At 65.3% G+C, this 15484-nt stretch carries 13 protein-coding genes; 8 read left to right on the forward strand and 5 right to left on the reverse strand.

The annotated features are described in order from the left end of the window. Nucleotides 1-34 precede the first annotated feature (34 nt). Nucleotides 35-940 carry a LysR family transcriptional regulator gene (locus ACS7SF_RS26180; protein WP_439893371.1) on the forward strand — a complete coding sequence of 302 codons (906 nt, stop codon included), beginning with the start codon at nucleotides 35-37 and terminating at the stop codon, nucleotides 938-940. 121 nt (nucleotides 941-1061) lie between these two features. Beyond that, nucleotides 1062-2015 carry a chemotaxis protein gene (locus ACS7SF_RS26185; protein WP_439893372.1) on the forward strand — a complete coding sequence of 318 codons (954 nt, stop codon included), beginning with the start codon at nucleotides 1062-1064 and terminating at the stop codon, nucleotides 2013-2015. Nucleotides 2016-2081: 66 nt separating this feature from the next. Here ACS7SF_RS26185 and ACS7SF_RS26190 read toward each other — a convergent pair whose 3' ends face one another. Further along, a complete protein-coding gene (locus ACS7SF_RS26190) occupies nucleotides 2082-2597 on the reverse strand; it encodes a hypothetical protein (RefSeq protein WP_439893373.1) in 516 nt (171 codons plus the stop codon). Between the two features lie 113 nt (nucleotides 2598-2710). Continuing rightward, a complete protein-coding gene (locus ACS7SF_RS26195) occupies nucleotides 2711-3835 on the reverse strand; it encodes a zinc-binding metallopeptidase family protein (protein ID WP_439893374.1) in 1125 nt (374 codons plus the stop codon). A gap of 244 nt (nucleotides 3836-4079) precedes the next feature. Here ACS7SF_RS26195 and ACS7SF_RS26200 point away from each other — a divergent pair, with 244 nt between their 5' ends. Genes ACS7SF_RS26200 through ACS7SF_RS26215 form a run of 4 tightly spaced genes read left to right on the forward strand, consistent with a single transcriptional unit; the run spans nucleotide 4080 to nucleotide 11310 of the window. Then, nucleotides 4080-7490, forward strand: a complete 3411-nt coding sequence (locus ACS7SF_RS26200; RefSeq protein ID WP_439893375.1) for a DUF2126 domain-containing protein — start codon at nucleotides 4080-4082, stop codon at nucleotides 7488-7490. 21 nt (nucleotides 7491-7511) lie between these two features. Further along, complete coding sequence (locus tag ACS7SF_RS26205; RefSeq protein ID WP_439893376.1) at nucleotides 7512-10082, forward strand: circularly permuted type 2 ATP-grasp protein; 2571 nt, start codon at nucleotides 7512-7514, stop codon at nucleotides 10080-10082. Then, the gene (locus tag ACS7SF_RS26210; protein ID WP_439893377.1) at nucleotides 10082-10981 is read left to right on the forward strand and encodes a transglutaminase family protein; all 900 of its coding nucleotides are present in this window, start codon (nucleotides 10082-10084) and stop codon (nucleotides 10979-10981) included. The genes ACS7SF_RS26205 and ACS7SF_RS26210 overlap by 1 nt, the downstream gene beginning before the upstream one ends. A gap of 44 nt (nucleotides 10982-11025) precedes the next feature. Beyond that, the gene (locus ACS7SF_RS26215; protein ID WP_439893378.1) at nucleotides 11026-11310 is read left to right on the forward strand and encodes a hypothetical protein; all 285 of its coding nucleotides are present in this window, start codon (nucleotides 11026-11028) and stop codon (nucleotides 11308-11310) included. Here the strand turns inward: ACS7SF_RS26215 and ACS7SF_RS26220 are convergent. The 3 genes from ACS7SF_RS26220 to ACS7SF_RS26230 form a co-directional block, all read right to left on the reverse strand. Next, a complete protein-coding gene (locus tag ACS7SF_RS26220; RefSeq protein ID WP_439893379.1) occupies nucleotides 11307-12692 on the reverse strand; it encodes an LLM class flavin-dependent oxidoreductase in 1386 nt (461 codons plus the stop codon). The two genes, ACS7SF_RS26215 and ACS7SF_RS26220, sit on opposite strands and share 4 nt — an antisense overlap. 5 nt (nucleotides 12693-12697) lie before the next feature. Further along, complete coding sequence (locus ACS7SF_RS26225; protein ID WP_439893380.1) at nucleotides 12698-13537, reverse strand: hypothetical protein; 840 nt, start codon at nucleotides 13535-13537, stop codon at nucleotides 12698-12700. A gap of 155 nt (nucleotides 13538-13692) precedes the next feature. Then, complete coding sequence (locus tag ACS7SF_RS26230; RefSeq protein ID WP_439893381.1) at nucleotides 13693-14337, reverse strand: TetR/AcrR family transcriptional regulator; 645 nt, start codon at nucleotides 14335-14337, stop codon at nucleotides 13693-13695. Between the two features lie 125 nt (nucleotides 14338-14462). On the opposite strand from ACS7SF_RS26230, the gene ACS7SF_RS26235 reads away from it, so the two are divergent. Next, nucleotides 14463-14894 carry a YybH family protein gene (locus ACS7SF_RS26235; RefSeq protein ID WP_439893382.1) on the forward strand — a complete coding sequence of 144 codons (432 nt, stop codon included), beginning with the start codon at nucleotides 14463-14465 and terminating at the stop codon, nucleotides 14892-14894. 93 nt (nucleotides 14895-14987) lie between these two features. Then, nucleotides 14988-15419, forward strand: coding sequence for a VOC family protein (locus tag ACS7SF_RS26240; RefSeq protein ID WP_439893383.1), 432 nt, complete (start codon nucleotides 14988-14990; stop codon nucleotides 15417-15419). Nucleotides 15420-15484: the final 65 nt, after the last annotated feature.

The raw sequence follows: 15484 nt of genomic DNA on the forward strand, positions 1-15484 counted from the left end.
CCTTGAAGCACAACATCTATGAATTGAAATCACAATGTCGCGGCTCGATGTCAATCGCTTTGGCGAGATGGAAGTCTTCGTGCGGGTGGTGGAGCAGGGCGGTTTTTCCGCGGCTGCACGGGCGTGCGGGATGACGCCGTCGGCGGTGAGCAAGCTGGTGGCGCGGTTGGAGGCACGGCTGGGCACGCGGATGGTGAATCGCTCCACGCGGCGCTTCCAGCTCACGCCCGAAGGTGCGGCCTTCTATGAGCGCAGCGTGGCGGTGCTGGCGGACCTGGATGAGGCTGAGCGCGAGGCTTCATCCGGCGCGCAGCCCTCGGGGCGGTTGCGCGTCAACGCCAATGTGCCGGTCGGCACCCACTTGCTGCTGCCGATCGTGCCAGCGTTTCTGGCGTGCCATCCGCAGGTGTCGCTCGACATTGCGCTTACGGACCGCGTGATCGACCTGCTGGAAGATCGCACCGATGTTGCGTTGCGCAGTGGGCCGCTGAAGAGCTCGCGGCTGGTTGCGCGCAAGCTGGGGCAGACGCGGCTGATGGTCGTGGCTTCACCCGCCTATTTGGCACGGGCGGGCACGCCGCGCACGCCGGCCGACTTGGTAAACCATAACTGCCTGGCGTTCAGTTACGCGCGTGCAGTCAACGGCTGGCCTTTTACCAGGCGGGGCCGCCGCACCGAGGTGATGCCGCAGGGCAACATGCAAATCAGCGATGGCGAGGCCCTGCGTGCGGTCGCCGTGGCTGGCCTGGGCCTGGCGCGCTTGGCGGAGTTCCAGGTGCGCGCTGATCTCGACGCTGGCCGCCTAGTGCCCGTGCTGGAAGACTACAACCCCGGCGAAACCGAGGACATCCATGCCGTCTATGTTGGCCAGGGCGCGCATTTGCCGGCCCGGGTGCGGGCATTTCTGGACTTTCTGGTCACGCATGTGAAGGTCGCGTAGGCGGCGGTTTTCCCCCTACGATGGAAGGGGCGTGACGTTCACATGCGTAAAACCCTTCAAGTTGGCTGGCGGCATGCCGTTTACCGCCACATAACGTGTGCTTGAACCGGGGGAAGACGCAATGTCACAGCATTCGCACAACGAAGTCGATGAACGGACCAATCTGACGAACAACAACCGCTTCGAGCTGTTGCTGTTCCGCCTGGGCGAATCTGCGCGTTCCAATCAGCGCGAGATGTTCGGCATCAACGTGTTCAAGGTGCGCGAGATCATGGTCATGCCGCCCGTGACGCACGTGGCGGATGCCGGCGCCCATATCCTGGGCGCGGTGAATGTGCGCGGCCAGATCATCCCGGTGATCGACCTCGCCAGCGTGATCGGCACCAAGAACAGCAGCGCCAACATTCTGCTGATTACGGAATACGCGCGCACCACGCAGGGGTTTGCGGTGGAAGAGGTGGACGAGATCGTGCGCCTGGAATGGAGCCAGATCTTCCCGGCCGAGGCCAGCGTGGGCAGCAGCAACATCACCAGCCTGGCGCGCCTGGACGGCAATTCCGAGAACTCGCGCCTGGCACAGGTGATCGACGTGGAGCAGATCCTGGTCGACGTGTTCCCGACCCGCCGCACCGATCTGGCCCCCGATAGCGACGAGCGCCCCATCAAGCTGCCGCCCGGCTCCAAGCTGCTGGTGGCGGACGATTCGGGTCTAGCGCGCACGCTGATCGCCAACGGCCTGGAGGCCATGGGCGCACCGTACGTGATGACCAAGAGCGGCCAGGAGGCGTGGGACACGCTGCAGAACATCGCGCGTGACGCCGCCCGCGAGGGCAAGACCGTGCGCGACAAGATCGCCCTGGTGCTGACCGATCTGGAAATGCCCGAGATGGACGGCTTCACGCTCACGCGCAAGATCAAGACCGAACCGGCGTTCCAGTCGATTCCGGTGGTGATTCACTCGTCGCTGTCGGGCTCGGCCAATGAAGACCACGTACGCCGCGTGGGCGCCAATGGCTATGTCGCCAAGTTCGAGGCCAACGAACTGGCACAGGCGATTGCGTCGGCGCTGGGCTGATTACACAGCATTCGTACCCTAGGGCGGCGTGCAATGCGCCGCCCAGTTTGACGCGCGCGCCCGGCCTTATTTACGGGCATCGCGGTCATTGCCGCCCAGTGGGTCCACCACGATCATGGTGCGGTCCAGCACGCCGTTGTCATCGAACAGGGCGTTGAAATGCGCTTGCTGATAGCCGGCAACGTACATCCGGTATGACCATGCCTCGCGCTTCATGAGCCGGTAGTACTGCGTCGGCTCTTTTGGTGTGCCGAAGCGTTCGAGCACATCGCGCTTGGTCCATACGCCGGGGCGCGCTTCGTAGATTTCCTTTTCCGTCAGCATTTGGCGGTAGTTGGTGAGCTTGCCGTTGGCGTCAAAATCGGCGGCATACACCTCGTGCCCGAGCGGCTGCTTGGAGTAGATCCAGCGGTGCGTGCCGTTGGCCAGCTGATAGGTCTCGGTGGGCGCGCCAAAGGTTTCTCGCACGGCACTTTCTGGCTGGCCGATCATCTTTTGCGCGGTTTGCACGGGGTTGAGCGAGGCACACGCGCACAGCGCAAGTGCCGTCACGCTGATCCATCTGCCGAGTTGGTTTGGCATGGCGTTCTCCGGGGGGAAATGCTGGGATTGACCTTTCAGATGGTAAACCCCGCAGCCACCCGAAATATTCCCTCGATCCAAACTGGCGCCTGCGCCGCACAACATTGGTGCGGTCAACCGGGCTTCTTGGCCGATGCCGCGATGATGCGGTGCACGAAACGCAGCTTGTCGATTACGGGGGATGCCAGCGTAAACGGGTAGCCATCGGGCTGACCCAGGCTGCGATTGAGGCTATTGAGCACGTAGGTGAGCGGAAACCAGCGGCTCATCAGGTTGTTGAAGCTGGCTTCTTCCACCGGCGTCTGGTCGGTCAGTTCGGGCTCTGCCGGGTGGTCGGGCAGCAGTGCCAGGCCGTATGACACGGCGGTATCCAGGGTGTTGACCATGTGCAGGTAGTGCGCCCAGGTTTCGGCCCAATCTTCCCATGGGTGCATGGTGGCGTAGGCGCTGATGTAGTGCTGTGCCCAGTCAGCCGGCGGCCCGTTGTCATAGTAGGCCTTGAGGGCATCGGCATAGCTGGCGCGTTCATCGCCAAAACGTAGGCGGAAAGCGGCTTCCCACATCGGCTTGCCGGCGATCAGGCGGTCGAAGAAGTAGTGGCCGGATTCGTGGCGGAAATGTCCAAGCAGGGTGCGATAGGGCTCGCCCAGTTCGGTGCGGGCTTTTTCGCGTGCGGCATCGTCGGCTTCGGCAATGTTGAGCGTGATGCGACCGTGGTTGTGGCCGGTCATCACGGGCTCGCTGTCTTCCTTGCTTTCCAGAAACGCAAATTCCAACCCGGTTTCGGGGTTCTCCAGGCGCGATTCCACCGGCAGGCCCAGCGTCATGAGCGTATAGAGCAGCCGGCGCTTGGCCACCTCCATCTTGTACCAATAGAACCGGTTTTCCGGCACGTTCAGGTCGGGGATGGTGTCGGTGAACTGGCAGGCGCGACACAGGGTGTCGGGCGAATCGGCCGGGATCATCCAGTTGCAGACGTTTTCGACCGCGTAGTTGTGGCATTGGCGGTAGAGCCGGCCTTGTGCATCGGGGTGCAGGCTGCGCCAGCGCTTGCCTGTGGCCTCGGCTGTCTCTGCCGTCTCGGCTGGCTCGGTTGCTTCTGCTGGCGCGTCGGCGGGTTCAAACGCGCTGATCTCGCCGACGTCGGGCAGGTAGCCGAGCAGGGCGTCGCAGCGCTCGCACAAGACGTTTTCAAAGAAGACGAGTTGCTGGCAACGGTTGCAGTGGAACGTTTTCATGGCGGTCCAAGAGCGGGGCAAGGGCTGGCGTTTGGGGCGCTCGCCAACCAAGATGGTGGGGTGGCAGTGGCGAGCCGTCCAGCAAACGTTGTACCGCATTGGCGTGTCATACGCACAGCCGTGCACACGTGGCACGATGGTCCGTCGCCCCAAGCCGGGTATGCCGCACAAACGGCATGAACCTTGCTTGAACTGCCCGCCGGCACCGCGCCGGCACGCCATTACGAGCCACCGAGGAGTCCGTGTGTCGATCCGAGTCGCGCTGAACCACGTTACCCATTATCGCTATGACCGGCTCGTCGAGCTGTCGCCGCAGGTGGTGCGCCTGCGACCGGCGCCGCACTGCCGCACGCCCATCCATTCGTATTCCATGCGGGTGGAGCCGGCCGAGCATTTCATCAACTGGCAGCAGGACGCGTTTGCCAACTACCAGGCGCGGCTGGTGTTTCCGCACAAGACGCGGGAGTTCAAGGTCACCATCGACCTGGTCGCCGAGATGGCGGTCTACAACCCGTTCGATTTCTTCCTGACCCCCGAGGCAGAGGCGTTTCCCTTCACTTACGACGATGCGCTGGCCGCCGAGCTGGCGCCCTACCTCGTCAAGCGGGAGATGACGCCGCACTTTGCCGCGTTTGTCGCCAGCATTGACCGCACGCCGCGCCGCACCATCGATTTCCTGGTGGAGTTGAACCAGCGCCTGCAGCAGGACATCCGCTACCTGATCCGCATGGAGCCCGGTGTGCAGACGCCGGAAGAGACGCTGTCGCTCGGCTCCGGCTCGTGCCGCGATACGGGTTGGCTGATGGTGCAGACACTGCGGCAACTGGGGTTGGCGGCGCGCTTTGTGTCTGGCTACCTGCTGCAGCTCACGCCGGATGTAAAAGCCGTTGACGGCCCCAGCGGCACCGAGGTGGACTTCACCGATCTGCACGCTTGGTGCGAGGTGTACCTACCGGGCGCGGGGTGGATCGGCTTTGACCCCACCTCCGGCCTGCTGGCTGGCGAGGGGCACATCCCCGTGGCCTGCACGCCGGAGCCCGGCAGCGCGGCGCCCATCTCGGGCGCGGTGGATGAGTGCGAGGTGGAGTTCGAGCACACCATGTCGATCACGCGCGTGCTGGAAGCGCCGCGCGTGACCAAGCCCTACACCGAGGCGCACTGGGAAGACGTCGTGCGCATGGGTGCACAGGTGGACGCCGACCTCGACGCCATGGACGTGCGCCTCACCATGGGCGGCGAGCCCACCTTTGTGGCCGTGCGCGACCGCGATGCCGCCGAGTGGAACACCGACGCCCTCGGCCCCACCAAGCGCAGCTACGCCGTCGGGCTCATGGACAAGCTGCGCCAGCGCTACGGTGCCAACGGCTTTCTGCATATCGGCCAGGGCAAGTGGTACCCCGGCGAGCAGCTACCGCGCTGGGCGCTGTCGCTCTATTGGCGCACCGACGGCCAGCCCTGCTGGAGCGATCCCACGCTGTTTGCCGACGAACGCGAGCCCGGCCGTTACACGTCGGACGACGCGCAGCGCTTCCTCCACCATCTGGCGCGCAAGCTGTCGGTGGATGAGCAATGCATCCAGCCCGGCTACGAAGACACGTGGTACTACCTCTGGCGCGAGCGGCGCCTGCCCGTGAATGTCGACCCGTTTGAATCGCGGCTCGACGATGAAATGGAACGGGTGCGCCTGCGTCGCGTGTTTGATGCGGGGCTGTCTGCCGTGACCGGCTACGTGCTGCCGCTCGCGCGCAATGACGATGCCACGCTGGGCGGCCCGCGCTGGGTGACGGGCCAGTGGGTCTTCCGCGACGAGCGCATGTATTTGATTCCGGGCGATTCGCCGATGGGCTATCGCCTGCCGCTCGACTCGCTGCCGTGGGTCAGCAAGAGCGATTACCCGTATCAGCACGCGCACGATCCGTTCGGCCCGAGCGCGCCGCTGCGTACGGCAACGGAGTTGCGCATGCAATACCAGCGCGACGCTGCCGGCGCTGCAGTGGGAGCGAAAGCCGCATCGGCCGCGCTCGGCACCGGCTCGCGGGCCGATGCCCGCATGCCCGCGCGGAACGAATCCGCCTCGTGGGTCCACCGCACCGCGGTGTGCGTGGAAGCGCGCGACCCCGCCCGCGCCGCCGGCCCCAAGGTCGAGAACGACACCTTCGGCTCCGGCCACCGCCAGCTGCACGTCTTCATGCCGCCGCTGACGGTGTTGGACGACTACCTCGACCTGCTGGCCGCTGTGGAAGCCACGGCCGCCGAGCTACGCGTGCAGGTCGTCATCGAAGGCTATCCGCCGCCGCGTGACCCGCGCCTGAAGCTGCTGCAGGTGACGCCCGACCCCGGTGTGATCGAGGTCAACATCCACCCCGCCAGCAACTGGGAACAGCTGGTCGACCATACGGAATACCTGTACGAATCGGCGCATCAGTCGTACCTGAGCACCGAGAAGTTCATGCTCGATGGCCGCCACACCGGCACCGGCGGCGGCAACCACTTCGTGCTGGGCGGGGCCACGCCGGCCGATAGCCCGTTCCTGCGCCGGCCCGATCTGCTGGCAAGCCTGATTGCGTATTGGCACAACCATCCGTCGCTGTCGTACCTGTTCTCGGGGCTGTTTATCGGGCCGACCAGCCAAGCGCCGCGCGTGGACGAGGCACGCAATGATCAGGTGTACGAACTGGAGATCGCCTTTGCCGAGCTGCAGCACCAGCTCGACCGCCTGGGTGCGGCCAACGTTCAGCCCTGGCTGATCGACCGCATCCTGCGCAACATCCTGATCGACGTGACCGGCAACACGCACCGCGCCGAGTTCTGCATCGATAAGCTCTATTCGCCCGACGGCCCCACCGGGCGCCTGGGCCTGCTGGAGTTGCGCGGCTTTGAAATGCCGCCGCACGCGCGCATGAGCCTCGTCCAGCAACTGCTGCTGCGCGCGCTGGTCGCCCGCTTCTGGAAGACGCCGTACACCACGCGCCTCACGCGCTGGGGCACCGAGCTGCACGATCGCTTCCTGCTCGGCACCTTTGTGCAGATGGATTTCGACGACGTGCTCGCCGACCTGCGTGAGGTGGGTTATGCCTTTGAGCCCCACTGGTTTGCGCCGCATTTTTCGTTCCGCTTCCCACTGGTGGGTGAGCTGCATACGGGTGGGATCTCGCTCACGCTCAGCGGCGCGCTGGAACCGTGGCACGTGATGGGCGAGGAGGGCGCCCAGGGCGGTACGGTGCGCTATGTCGATTCCTCGGTCGAACGGCTGGAGGTGCGCGTGCTGGGCTTGAACGAGAACCGGCATGTGGTGACGGTCAACGGCATTCCCTTGCCATTGCAACCAACGGGCCGCGTGAGCGAGCAGGTGGCAGGGGTGCGGTTCCGGGCGTGGTCGCAGCCGTCGGCGTTGCACCCGACCATTGGCGTGCATGCGCCGTTGACGTTCGACTTGGCCGACACCTGGACCGGCCGCTCGCTGGGTGGTTGCCAGTATCATGTGGCGCATCCGGGTGGACGCAATTACCAGACGTTTCCAGTCAACGCTTACGAGGCGGAAAGCCGCCGCCGCGCGCGCTTCTTCACCATCGGGCACACGCCCGGGCCCATGGAAGTGCGGGCGCCCGAGCGCAGTCTGGAGTTTCCGTTTACGCTGGATTTGCGCCGCTACTAATCCCCTCCAGCCAAGCCGATCTTGTCTTACCAGTCGACCCTGCCGCTCGAACCCGCAGCCGCCCACGCGGATGTGCTGGCCCTCCTTCGCATGCTGCCGGTGCGGGAGGGCCACTGGGATGAGCTGCGCGACGCCGCGGGCGCCTTGCGTGCGCCGTGGCGGCAGTTTTTTGAGCATGTGCGCGAGGGCGGCCTCGTCGGGCTGGAGCAGGCCCGCGCCTCCGTTGCGCAGCAGGTGCGCGACAACGACATCAGCTACAACGTCTACGCCGACAAAGGCGAGCCCCGCCCATGGGCGCTCGACCTGCTGCCATTCCTGATCGACCACGAAAGCTGGGCCGTGATCGAGCAGGGCGTGATGCAGCGCGCGCGGCTGCTCAACGCCATCGTGGCGGATACCTACGGGCCGCAATCGTTGCTCGCGCAGGGGCTGGTGCCGCCGGCGCTGGTGTTCGGCCATCCGGGCTATCTGCGTGCGGTGCGCGGCTTCACGCCGCCGGGCGGGCAATACCTGCACATCGTGGCGGTGGACTTGGCCCGAGCGCCCACCGGCAACTGGATGGTCGTCGGCCACCGCACGGAAGCCCCGTCCGGCCTCGGCTATGGGCTGGAGAACCGCCTGATCGTCTCCAGCCTGTTTGCTGATGCCTTTCGCGAGCTGCATGCCACGCGCCTGGCGCCCACGTATTCGCAGTTGATCAGCACGCTGGCCGCCGCCGCGCGCACCACGATGTCCGGCGACGAGGCAGGCGATTCACCGCACATTGCGTTGCTCACCCCCGGCCCGTTCAGCGAGACGTATTTCGAGCATGCCTTCCTGGCGCGCTATCTGGGCGTGACCCTGGTGGAAGGCAAGGACCTGACGGTGCGCGGCGACAAGCTCTACCTGAAGACCTTCAACGGGCTGGAGCGTGTGCACGCTGTGCTGCGCCGCCTGGACGACGTGTTTTGCGACCCGGTGGAGTTGCGCGCCGATTCCACCATTGGCGTGCCGGGCCTGTTGCAGGTGATGCGCGCGGGCAACGTGATGGTGTCGAATGTGCCCGGCGCCGGCTTTGTCGAATCACCGGCCATGCTCGGTTTCTTGCCACGGATTGCCCAGGCGCTGCTCGGCGAGCCACTGGCCTTGCCCAGCGTGCCGACATGGTGGTGCGGCGAGGCATTGGCGCGCGATGAAGCACAGGGCCGCCTGGCCGCCGGGCTGCTGTTGCCCACCTGGCCCGGAAACCACTCCGATGGCCCACCCGGCATGGCGGGCGGCCCGCAATCGCTGGCCGACTGGCGCGCCCGCATTGACAGCGCGCCGGATACCTTTACGGTACAGGCCCCGTTGCCGTATTCCTGCGCACCGCGCTACGAGGCCGGCATGCTCGCGGGGCGTCCGTCCGTGCTGCGCGTGTTTGCGATTGCCGATATGGCCGGCGGCTGGCACGTCATGCCCGGTGGCTTCACGCGCCTGGCCGCCGAGCGACAAGTCTCCCCCTCCATGCAGATGGGCGGCAGCAGCGTTGATACCTGGGTGCTGTCGAATCAGCCGCAACCGGCTGCGCCGTTTACCTTGCTGCCCTCGCCGATGCGGCCAGCGGACCTCGCGCGCAAGCACCGTACGGTGTCGAGCCGCGCGGCAGAAAACCTGTTCTGGTCCGGCCGTTATGGCGAGCGTGCGGAAAACGGCGTGCGCCTATGTCGCCTGATTCTCGGCTCGCTGGAGGCCAACGACGCCGACACCATGTTCGGCACGCTGACGGAGCTGGCGGCCGAATGCGGCCTGATCTTCAGCGCCGATGTGTTCGCGCGCAGCAGCCCGAGCGCATTTGAGCGCGCGCTGGTGGCGGGGCTGAGCGAGCAATCGGGCGCAGCGGGTATTGGCCAATGCCTGGCTGCGCAGGCGCGCTCGTCGGGCGAAGTGCGTGGGCGCCTGTCGAACGATCATTGGCGAACCATCCTCGCCGCACGCAACGATTTCCGCGATGGGCTGGCCAACCTCACGGCCGAAGGCCCGCCCGACCGTGTGGCGCTGGTCGACTTGCTCGAGTATCTGGCGACGCAGCTCTCCGCCATCAGCGGTGCGCAGGGTGACCGCATGACGCGTGACGAGGCCTGGCGCCTGCTGTTTGCCGGCCGCCATATCGAGCGCGTATGGGCCATGGCCACTTTCCTGCGCGTGATGGCCGAGCGAGGCAAGCTGGCTACCGCCGAGGGGTTTGATCTGCTGCTGCAACTGTTCGATAGCACGCTCACCTACCGTTCGCTATATCCCGGGCGGTTGGAGGTGCCGGCTCTGCTGGACTTGCTGGTGGTCGAGTTGACCAACCCGCGTGGCCTGTACGGCGTGTACGACCGGCTGCGGGCCAAACTGGCGCAGATCGAGCGCGCCGCTGCCGACACACGCCGCCCCCCGTTTGCGGATCTGATGCCTGCGATCGAGACGCTTCCCTCGCTGGAAGCGCTGTGCGAGACCGACGCCGACGGCCGCTACGCCAACCTCATCGCCCTGTGCGACAAGCTGGGCGACTACGTGGCCGCCGCGTCCAACGAAATCAGCGCGCGCTACTTCAGCCACGCCAGCACGCCAACCGCGCAGGTGGCCTGATGGATGCACGCGCGGCGCTTCTGACGGTGTCCCACAGCACGGTCTACCACTACGCAACGGCCGTCGAGACGGCGCAGCATCTGGCGACCATTCGCCCGCGTGCATGCCCGTGGCAAGAGATCGTCGCGCACGACGAGCAGATCGAGCCCACGCCCTCATACCTGACCAGCCGTGTGGATGGCTTCGGCAACGACGTGCTGTATTTCTCGCTCGATGCCCCGCACGAGAGCCTGCGCATGACCAGCGAGACCACAGTGCGCCTGCTGCCGCGCTGGACCAACCTGGACCCAGCCGCCACGCCGGCATGGGAGTCTGTAGCGCAGCGCCTGCGGTATCAGGCCGGTTCGGTGTTCTACCCCGAAGCGGAGTTCTGTTTTGCCTCGCCCAACATCGCACTGAGCCCCGCGTTGGAGCGCTATGCGCGTGCAAGCTTTGCCGCGGACACGCCGATCGTGGCCGGCGCCATCGACCTGATGCATCGCCTGCATGCGGACTTCGAATACGCGCCCACCGCCACCGCTTTCGACACCCCGGCCACGCAAGCGTTTGACCTGCGCCGGGGCGTCTGCCAGGACTTTGCGCAAGTGATGATCGGCTGCCTGCGCGCGCTGGGGCTGCCTGCGCGCTACGTGAGCGGCTATCTGCGGACCGAACCCCCGGCCGGACAGCCGCGCCTGATTGGTGCCGATGCCTCGCACGCGTGGGTGTCGGTGTTCTGCCCGCAGAGCGGCTGGGTGGATCTTGACCCGACCAACGACGTGCTGGCCGATCTCGATCACGTCACGCTCGCCATCGGGCGCGATTACAGCGACGTTTCACTGCTGCGCGGCATGATCCTCGGCGGCGGTGAACACAAGGTGGACGTAGCGGTCAGCGTGCGGGACGTGATGGCCGCGTGAACGCGTGATCGAAAGGCAGATTACGTAGCGCAGTGGGGAGCATCATGAACAAGGACATCTCTTGGCAAGACCTGCCCGACCCGGCAGACGTGTCGGGCGTCTTCGCCTTTGCCATGTCGTTCAACGGCTATGAAGAACTGGGCTCGTTTGAGGCATGCACGAGTGCCGCGCGCGAACGCAGGCGCGCTTCGCTTGCCGACTTGCGCAACGAACTGTTCTGCGCCGCGCGTGCGTCACGCTATGCCGGGTCAACGGGCTACCTGGGGACGTACGAAGCGTTGCTTCCGCTCTTTCAACAGATGCTGGGCGCGCCGACGACCAGTGCTTAGGGTTGATCCGCCAGCGCCGGTGCGGGCTGGCGACGCCGTTGCGCACCCGGGTGCGCGTCCGGCAAACGGTCGGTGCCAAACAGCTTGCGGCGCAAGGTGCCCGGCGCATACGCGGTCTTGTAGACACCGCGGTTCTGCAGCTCCGGCACTACCAAGTCGATAAAGTCGGCGTAGCTTTCCGGCGTTACCGTGCGCGCCAGGTTGAAACCGTCGATGTCGGTGACATCCATCCACTGCTGCAGCGCGTCTGCGACCTGCTGCGGGTCACCCACGATGGTGGCGTAGCGGCCGCCTAGCGCGAGTTGATCGAGCAAGCAGCGCACGGTGAACTGCGTGTCGCCCCCAGTCGCGCGGCGGATGGAGGACTCGATCGCGTTCGTCTTCACCGCCCGCAGCGGATCGTCCAACGCATAGGTCGAGTAGTCGACGCCAGAGCCTGCCGAGAAATGCGCAAGCCCGGCTTCCGCACTGGCATAGCGTTGGTATTCGGCGAGCTTTTCGCGTGCCAGCTTCTCGGTCTTATCGACCACGACGGTGATGCCCATGAAGACTTTGACGTCGTCCGCGCGACGTCCGGCCTGTACGGCGGCTTGCCGCAACTGCGCCACCTGATCGCGCGTGGCCGATTGGCTCTGGCCCGAGAGGAACACGCACTCCGCATGCTGCCCCGCAAAGGTCTGCCCACGCGCGGATGAACCCGCCTGAAACAGCACCGGCGTGCGCTGCGGAGAAGGCTCGCTCAGGTGGTAGCCCTCTACGTCGTAGTAGCGGCCATGATGCTGGATGCGGTGCACCTTGTCGGGCTGTGCAAACACGCGTGCAGCGCGATCACGCAGCACCGCATCGTCTTCCCAACTACCTTCCCACAGTTGGTAGACCACATCGAGAAACTCGTCCGCACGGTCGTAACGCTCGTCGTGCGCGATCTGCTCGCGCAGGCCCATGGCACGGGCGGCGCTGTCCAGATACCCCGTGACGATGTTCCAGCCGACGCGGCCTTCGGTCAGATGGTCGAGCGTGGAGAAGCGCCGCGCAAACAGGTACGGTGCCTCATTGGTCAGGTTGACGGTCAGGCCAAAGCCAAGATGCTCCGTCACGCCGGCCATGGCGGAAACCAGCATCAGCGGGTCATTCACCGGCAGCTGGATCGACTCGCGCAGCGTCAGGTCGGCAGACTGCTGATAGACGTCGTACACGCCCACGATATCGGCGATGAACAGGCCATCGAACAAGCCGCGTTCCAGCAGCTTGGCGAGGTCGGTCCAGTAGCTGAGCTTGCGGTAATCGGCGGAGGTATCGCGCGGGTGGGTCCACAGCCCGTGGTTGATGTGGCCCACGCAGTTCATGTTGAACGCGTTGAGCAGAATCGATTTCTTGGCCATCGCAGTCAGGCACCGAGGCTGGTGAGGGCGGGCAGGCTGTCGGCGGGGCGTTGCAGCAGTACGCCCAGAATCTCGCGCCGCCATGCGTCATACAGCGGTACGTAGTTGCGTGTGTCGATGCCGGCTGCGCGTTCGTTCAACGCCCACGATTCGCGCAGGTAGTCACCGAGCAGCACTTGCAGCTTGTCGTCGGCTTCCAGCACTTCGCCAACGAGCTGTTCGCGTTCGCCATCCGACGCGGCGTCGAGCTTGTTGTGCCACCACTCCGTGATGAGGATGCGGTGCACTTCCTCGTCCGGCATGATGCGGTTCTCGGCAAAGTCGCGGTTGGCGACATCGAGCACGCGCGACGTGCGTCGGTTGACCTGCAGCCGCGCGAGGATGTGGTGCTCGTAGTGGAATTCCCACGCGAGAAAGGCGGCCTGGCTTGTCAGCGGGTAGTCGCCCAGGACATCCCAGTGATGGCGCACATCCTGCGCGATACGCCCGATCTGATCGCGCCCCGATAGCACGCGAATCCGCTCCCGCGAGGCTACCGCGTGAAAACCGTCATCGCCAATCTGGCGCGACAGTGCGAGCTGGAAGTCGGGCTCGTCGCGAAACAGCCGGTCCAACCCAGCGCTGGCCAGTTGCACGATGAACAAGTCGTGCGCGGCGTTCCACACTGCGTAGTCGATCACGCCTTCCAGCTCTTCTGGCGTTTGCGCGTCGCGCGGCGGCTCCGTACGTGCGGGCGGCAGGTGCGGCGCATGCACGGCGGTAACGCGGTCGAACAGGTCTTTTTCCAGCGCGGCGCCGTAGCGTGTGTGGGCGGTGGCGGTGGTTTCGAGATGGGCTTGGGTCACGTTGACATCCTCGTCGCGGAGGGTCGCTCCGGTTGATGGGGCATGCACCCGCCGGGTGGGCGGGTGCAGCGAGGCGGTCATCGTTGCATTGAAGCTTGCGCAGGCAAACGAAGCATTGCGCATGTCGTCAGACGCTGCGCGCACATGGCACGCGCCTACAGGCCGTTCTCCACCATCTCGACCACGCGCAGGGCGATGGCACCGGTTTGCTCGGGCGGGCGGCTGCGCAAGGGGCCATCGATGATGAGCAGGGCGAGCCCATGCACGGCAGACCACGCGAGATATTCAGCGCCGGGGCGGCGCTCGGCGGGGAGCACGCCGGCGGCGGTCATGCGATCCAGCGCGAGGCTCAGTAGCTGAAACGGGTTGAGTCCGCTGTCGCCGGCTTTGGCGGGGTCGGCGTCGTTTTCCACCTCATCGGGCACGGCAAAGGCGGTGCGGAACAAACCGGTCTCCATTTGCGCAAAACGCAGGTAACCCACACCGATGGCGCGCAGTGAAGCCCGGGCTTGTGCGTCTGCCGGCCAGGCTGGGTCAATGGCATCCAGTTCGGCCTCCATCGCGCGGGCTAGCGCTGCGAGTGCCGCTGCGCGTACCCCTTGCAGCAAATCCAGCCGCCCCGCGAAGTGGCGGTATGCCGCGTTCGGCGCGACACCGGCACGGCGCGTGGCCTCGCGCAACACGATGGCATCCGGCCCGCCAGCACGCGCCAGCTCGATGCCCGCGTCAAGCAGCGCGCGCCGCAAGTCGCCATGGCGATACGTTGAGCGCACGGGCGGGCGAGGTGGTTCCTGGGTCATGCAGTGAAACTCCGCAAAAGCGATGTGGACACTGTTCATTATGTCTGCTATCGTTTGTGGACAGTGTTCACAAATCAACACTAGGCGCTGTCACGCAGGATGCCAAGCACTTTCAGGAGGTCGATATGACGAATGCAACCGAGGCCGTAGACGATGCATCGCAACTGCGCAGCCTGATTGAAGCGTGGGCAGAAGCCGTTCGCGCCAAAGACCTTGATGCCGTGATGCGGCACTACGCTCCGGATGTGGTGGTTTTCGACGTGATGCCGCCGTTGTTTGTCAAAGGCGCAGAGGCGTATCGCCGTAACTGGCAGGGTTGGTTCGATGCGCTGGATGGCCAGGCGGATTTCCAGTTCGTCGAATTGCACCTTGAGGTGAGCGGTGACCTAGCCTATTGCTTCAGCGTGAACCGCCTGCGTGCGCGGTATCGCGATGGCGCCAAGCACGATGCGCAGACGCGCGCCACGGTGTGCTTCCGCAAGCGCGATGGCCGCTGGCAGGTCGTACACGAGCACGCCTCCGTGCCGATGCCGGTGCCCGAGGCGGCATGTAGCTGATCCACTGTTTTCCGGTTCCGATGGTTCCCCCGACCGCGTGACGTGATGCGCGGCTTTGCAGTCCCCAACGAGTCCCTACCCCAAGGAGTTGTGATGCAAGTTCAACCGTATCTGTTCTTCGAAGGCCGTTGTGAAGAAGCGCTCGAGTTCTACAAGAAGACGCTGAGTGCCAAGGTCGATGTGGTGATGCACTACAAGGATGCGCCCAAGGATGCGCAACCCACCGCGGAGCAATGCGGCGGCGTGGCGCCCCCGCTCGACAAGGTGATGCACGCCGCCTTCCGCGTGGGTGAAACCCAGATCCTGGCGTCCGACGGCATGGCTTCGGGCAAGGCGGATTTCAAGGGCTTCGGGCTGTCTGTCAGCGTGGCTGACAAGGCCGAGGCCGAGCGCACCGTCAAGGCGCTGGGCGACGGTGGCCAAGTCACGATGCCGATGGCCGAAACGTTTTTTGCCCACGCGTTCGGCATGGTGACCGACCGCTTTGGCATCACGTGGATGGTGATCGCGCCCAAGCCGATGTAATCGCACTGCCTGTGCGAACGGCCGCCCGGCGGCGGCCGTACTACGCAAAGCCGTAGGAAAGCCTG

This window comes from Ralstonia sp. 25C (assembly GCF_051904805.1).
Classification (GTDB): Bacteria; Pseudomonadota; Gammaproteobacteria; order Burkholderiales; family Burkholderiaceae; genus Ralstonia.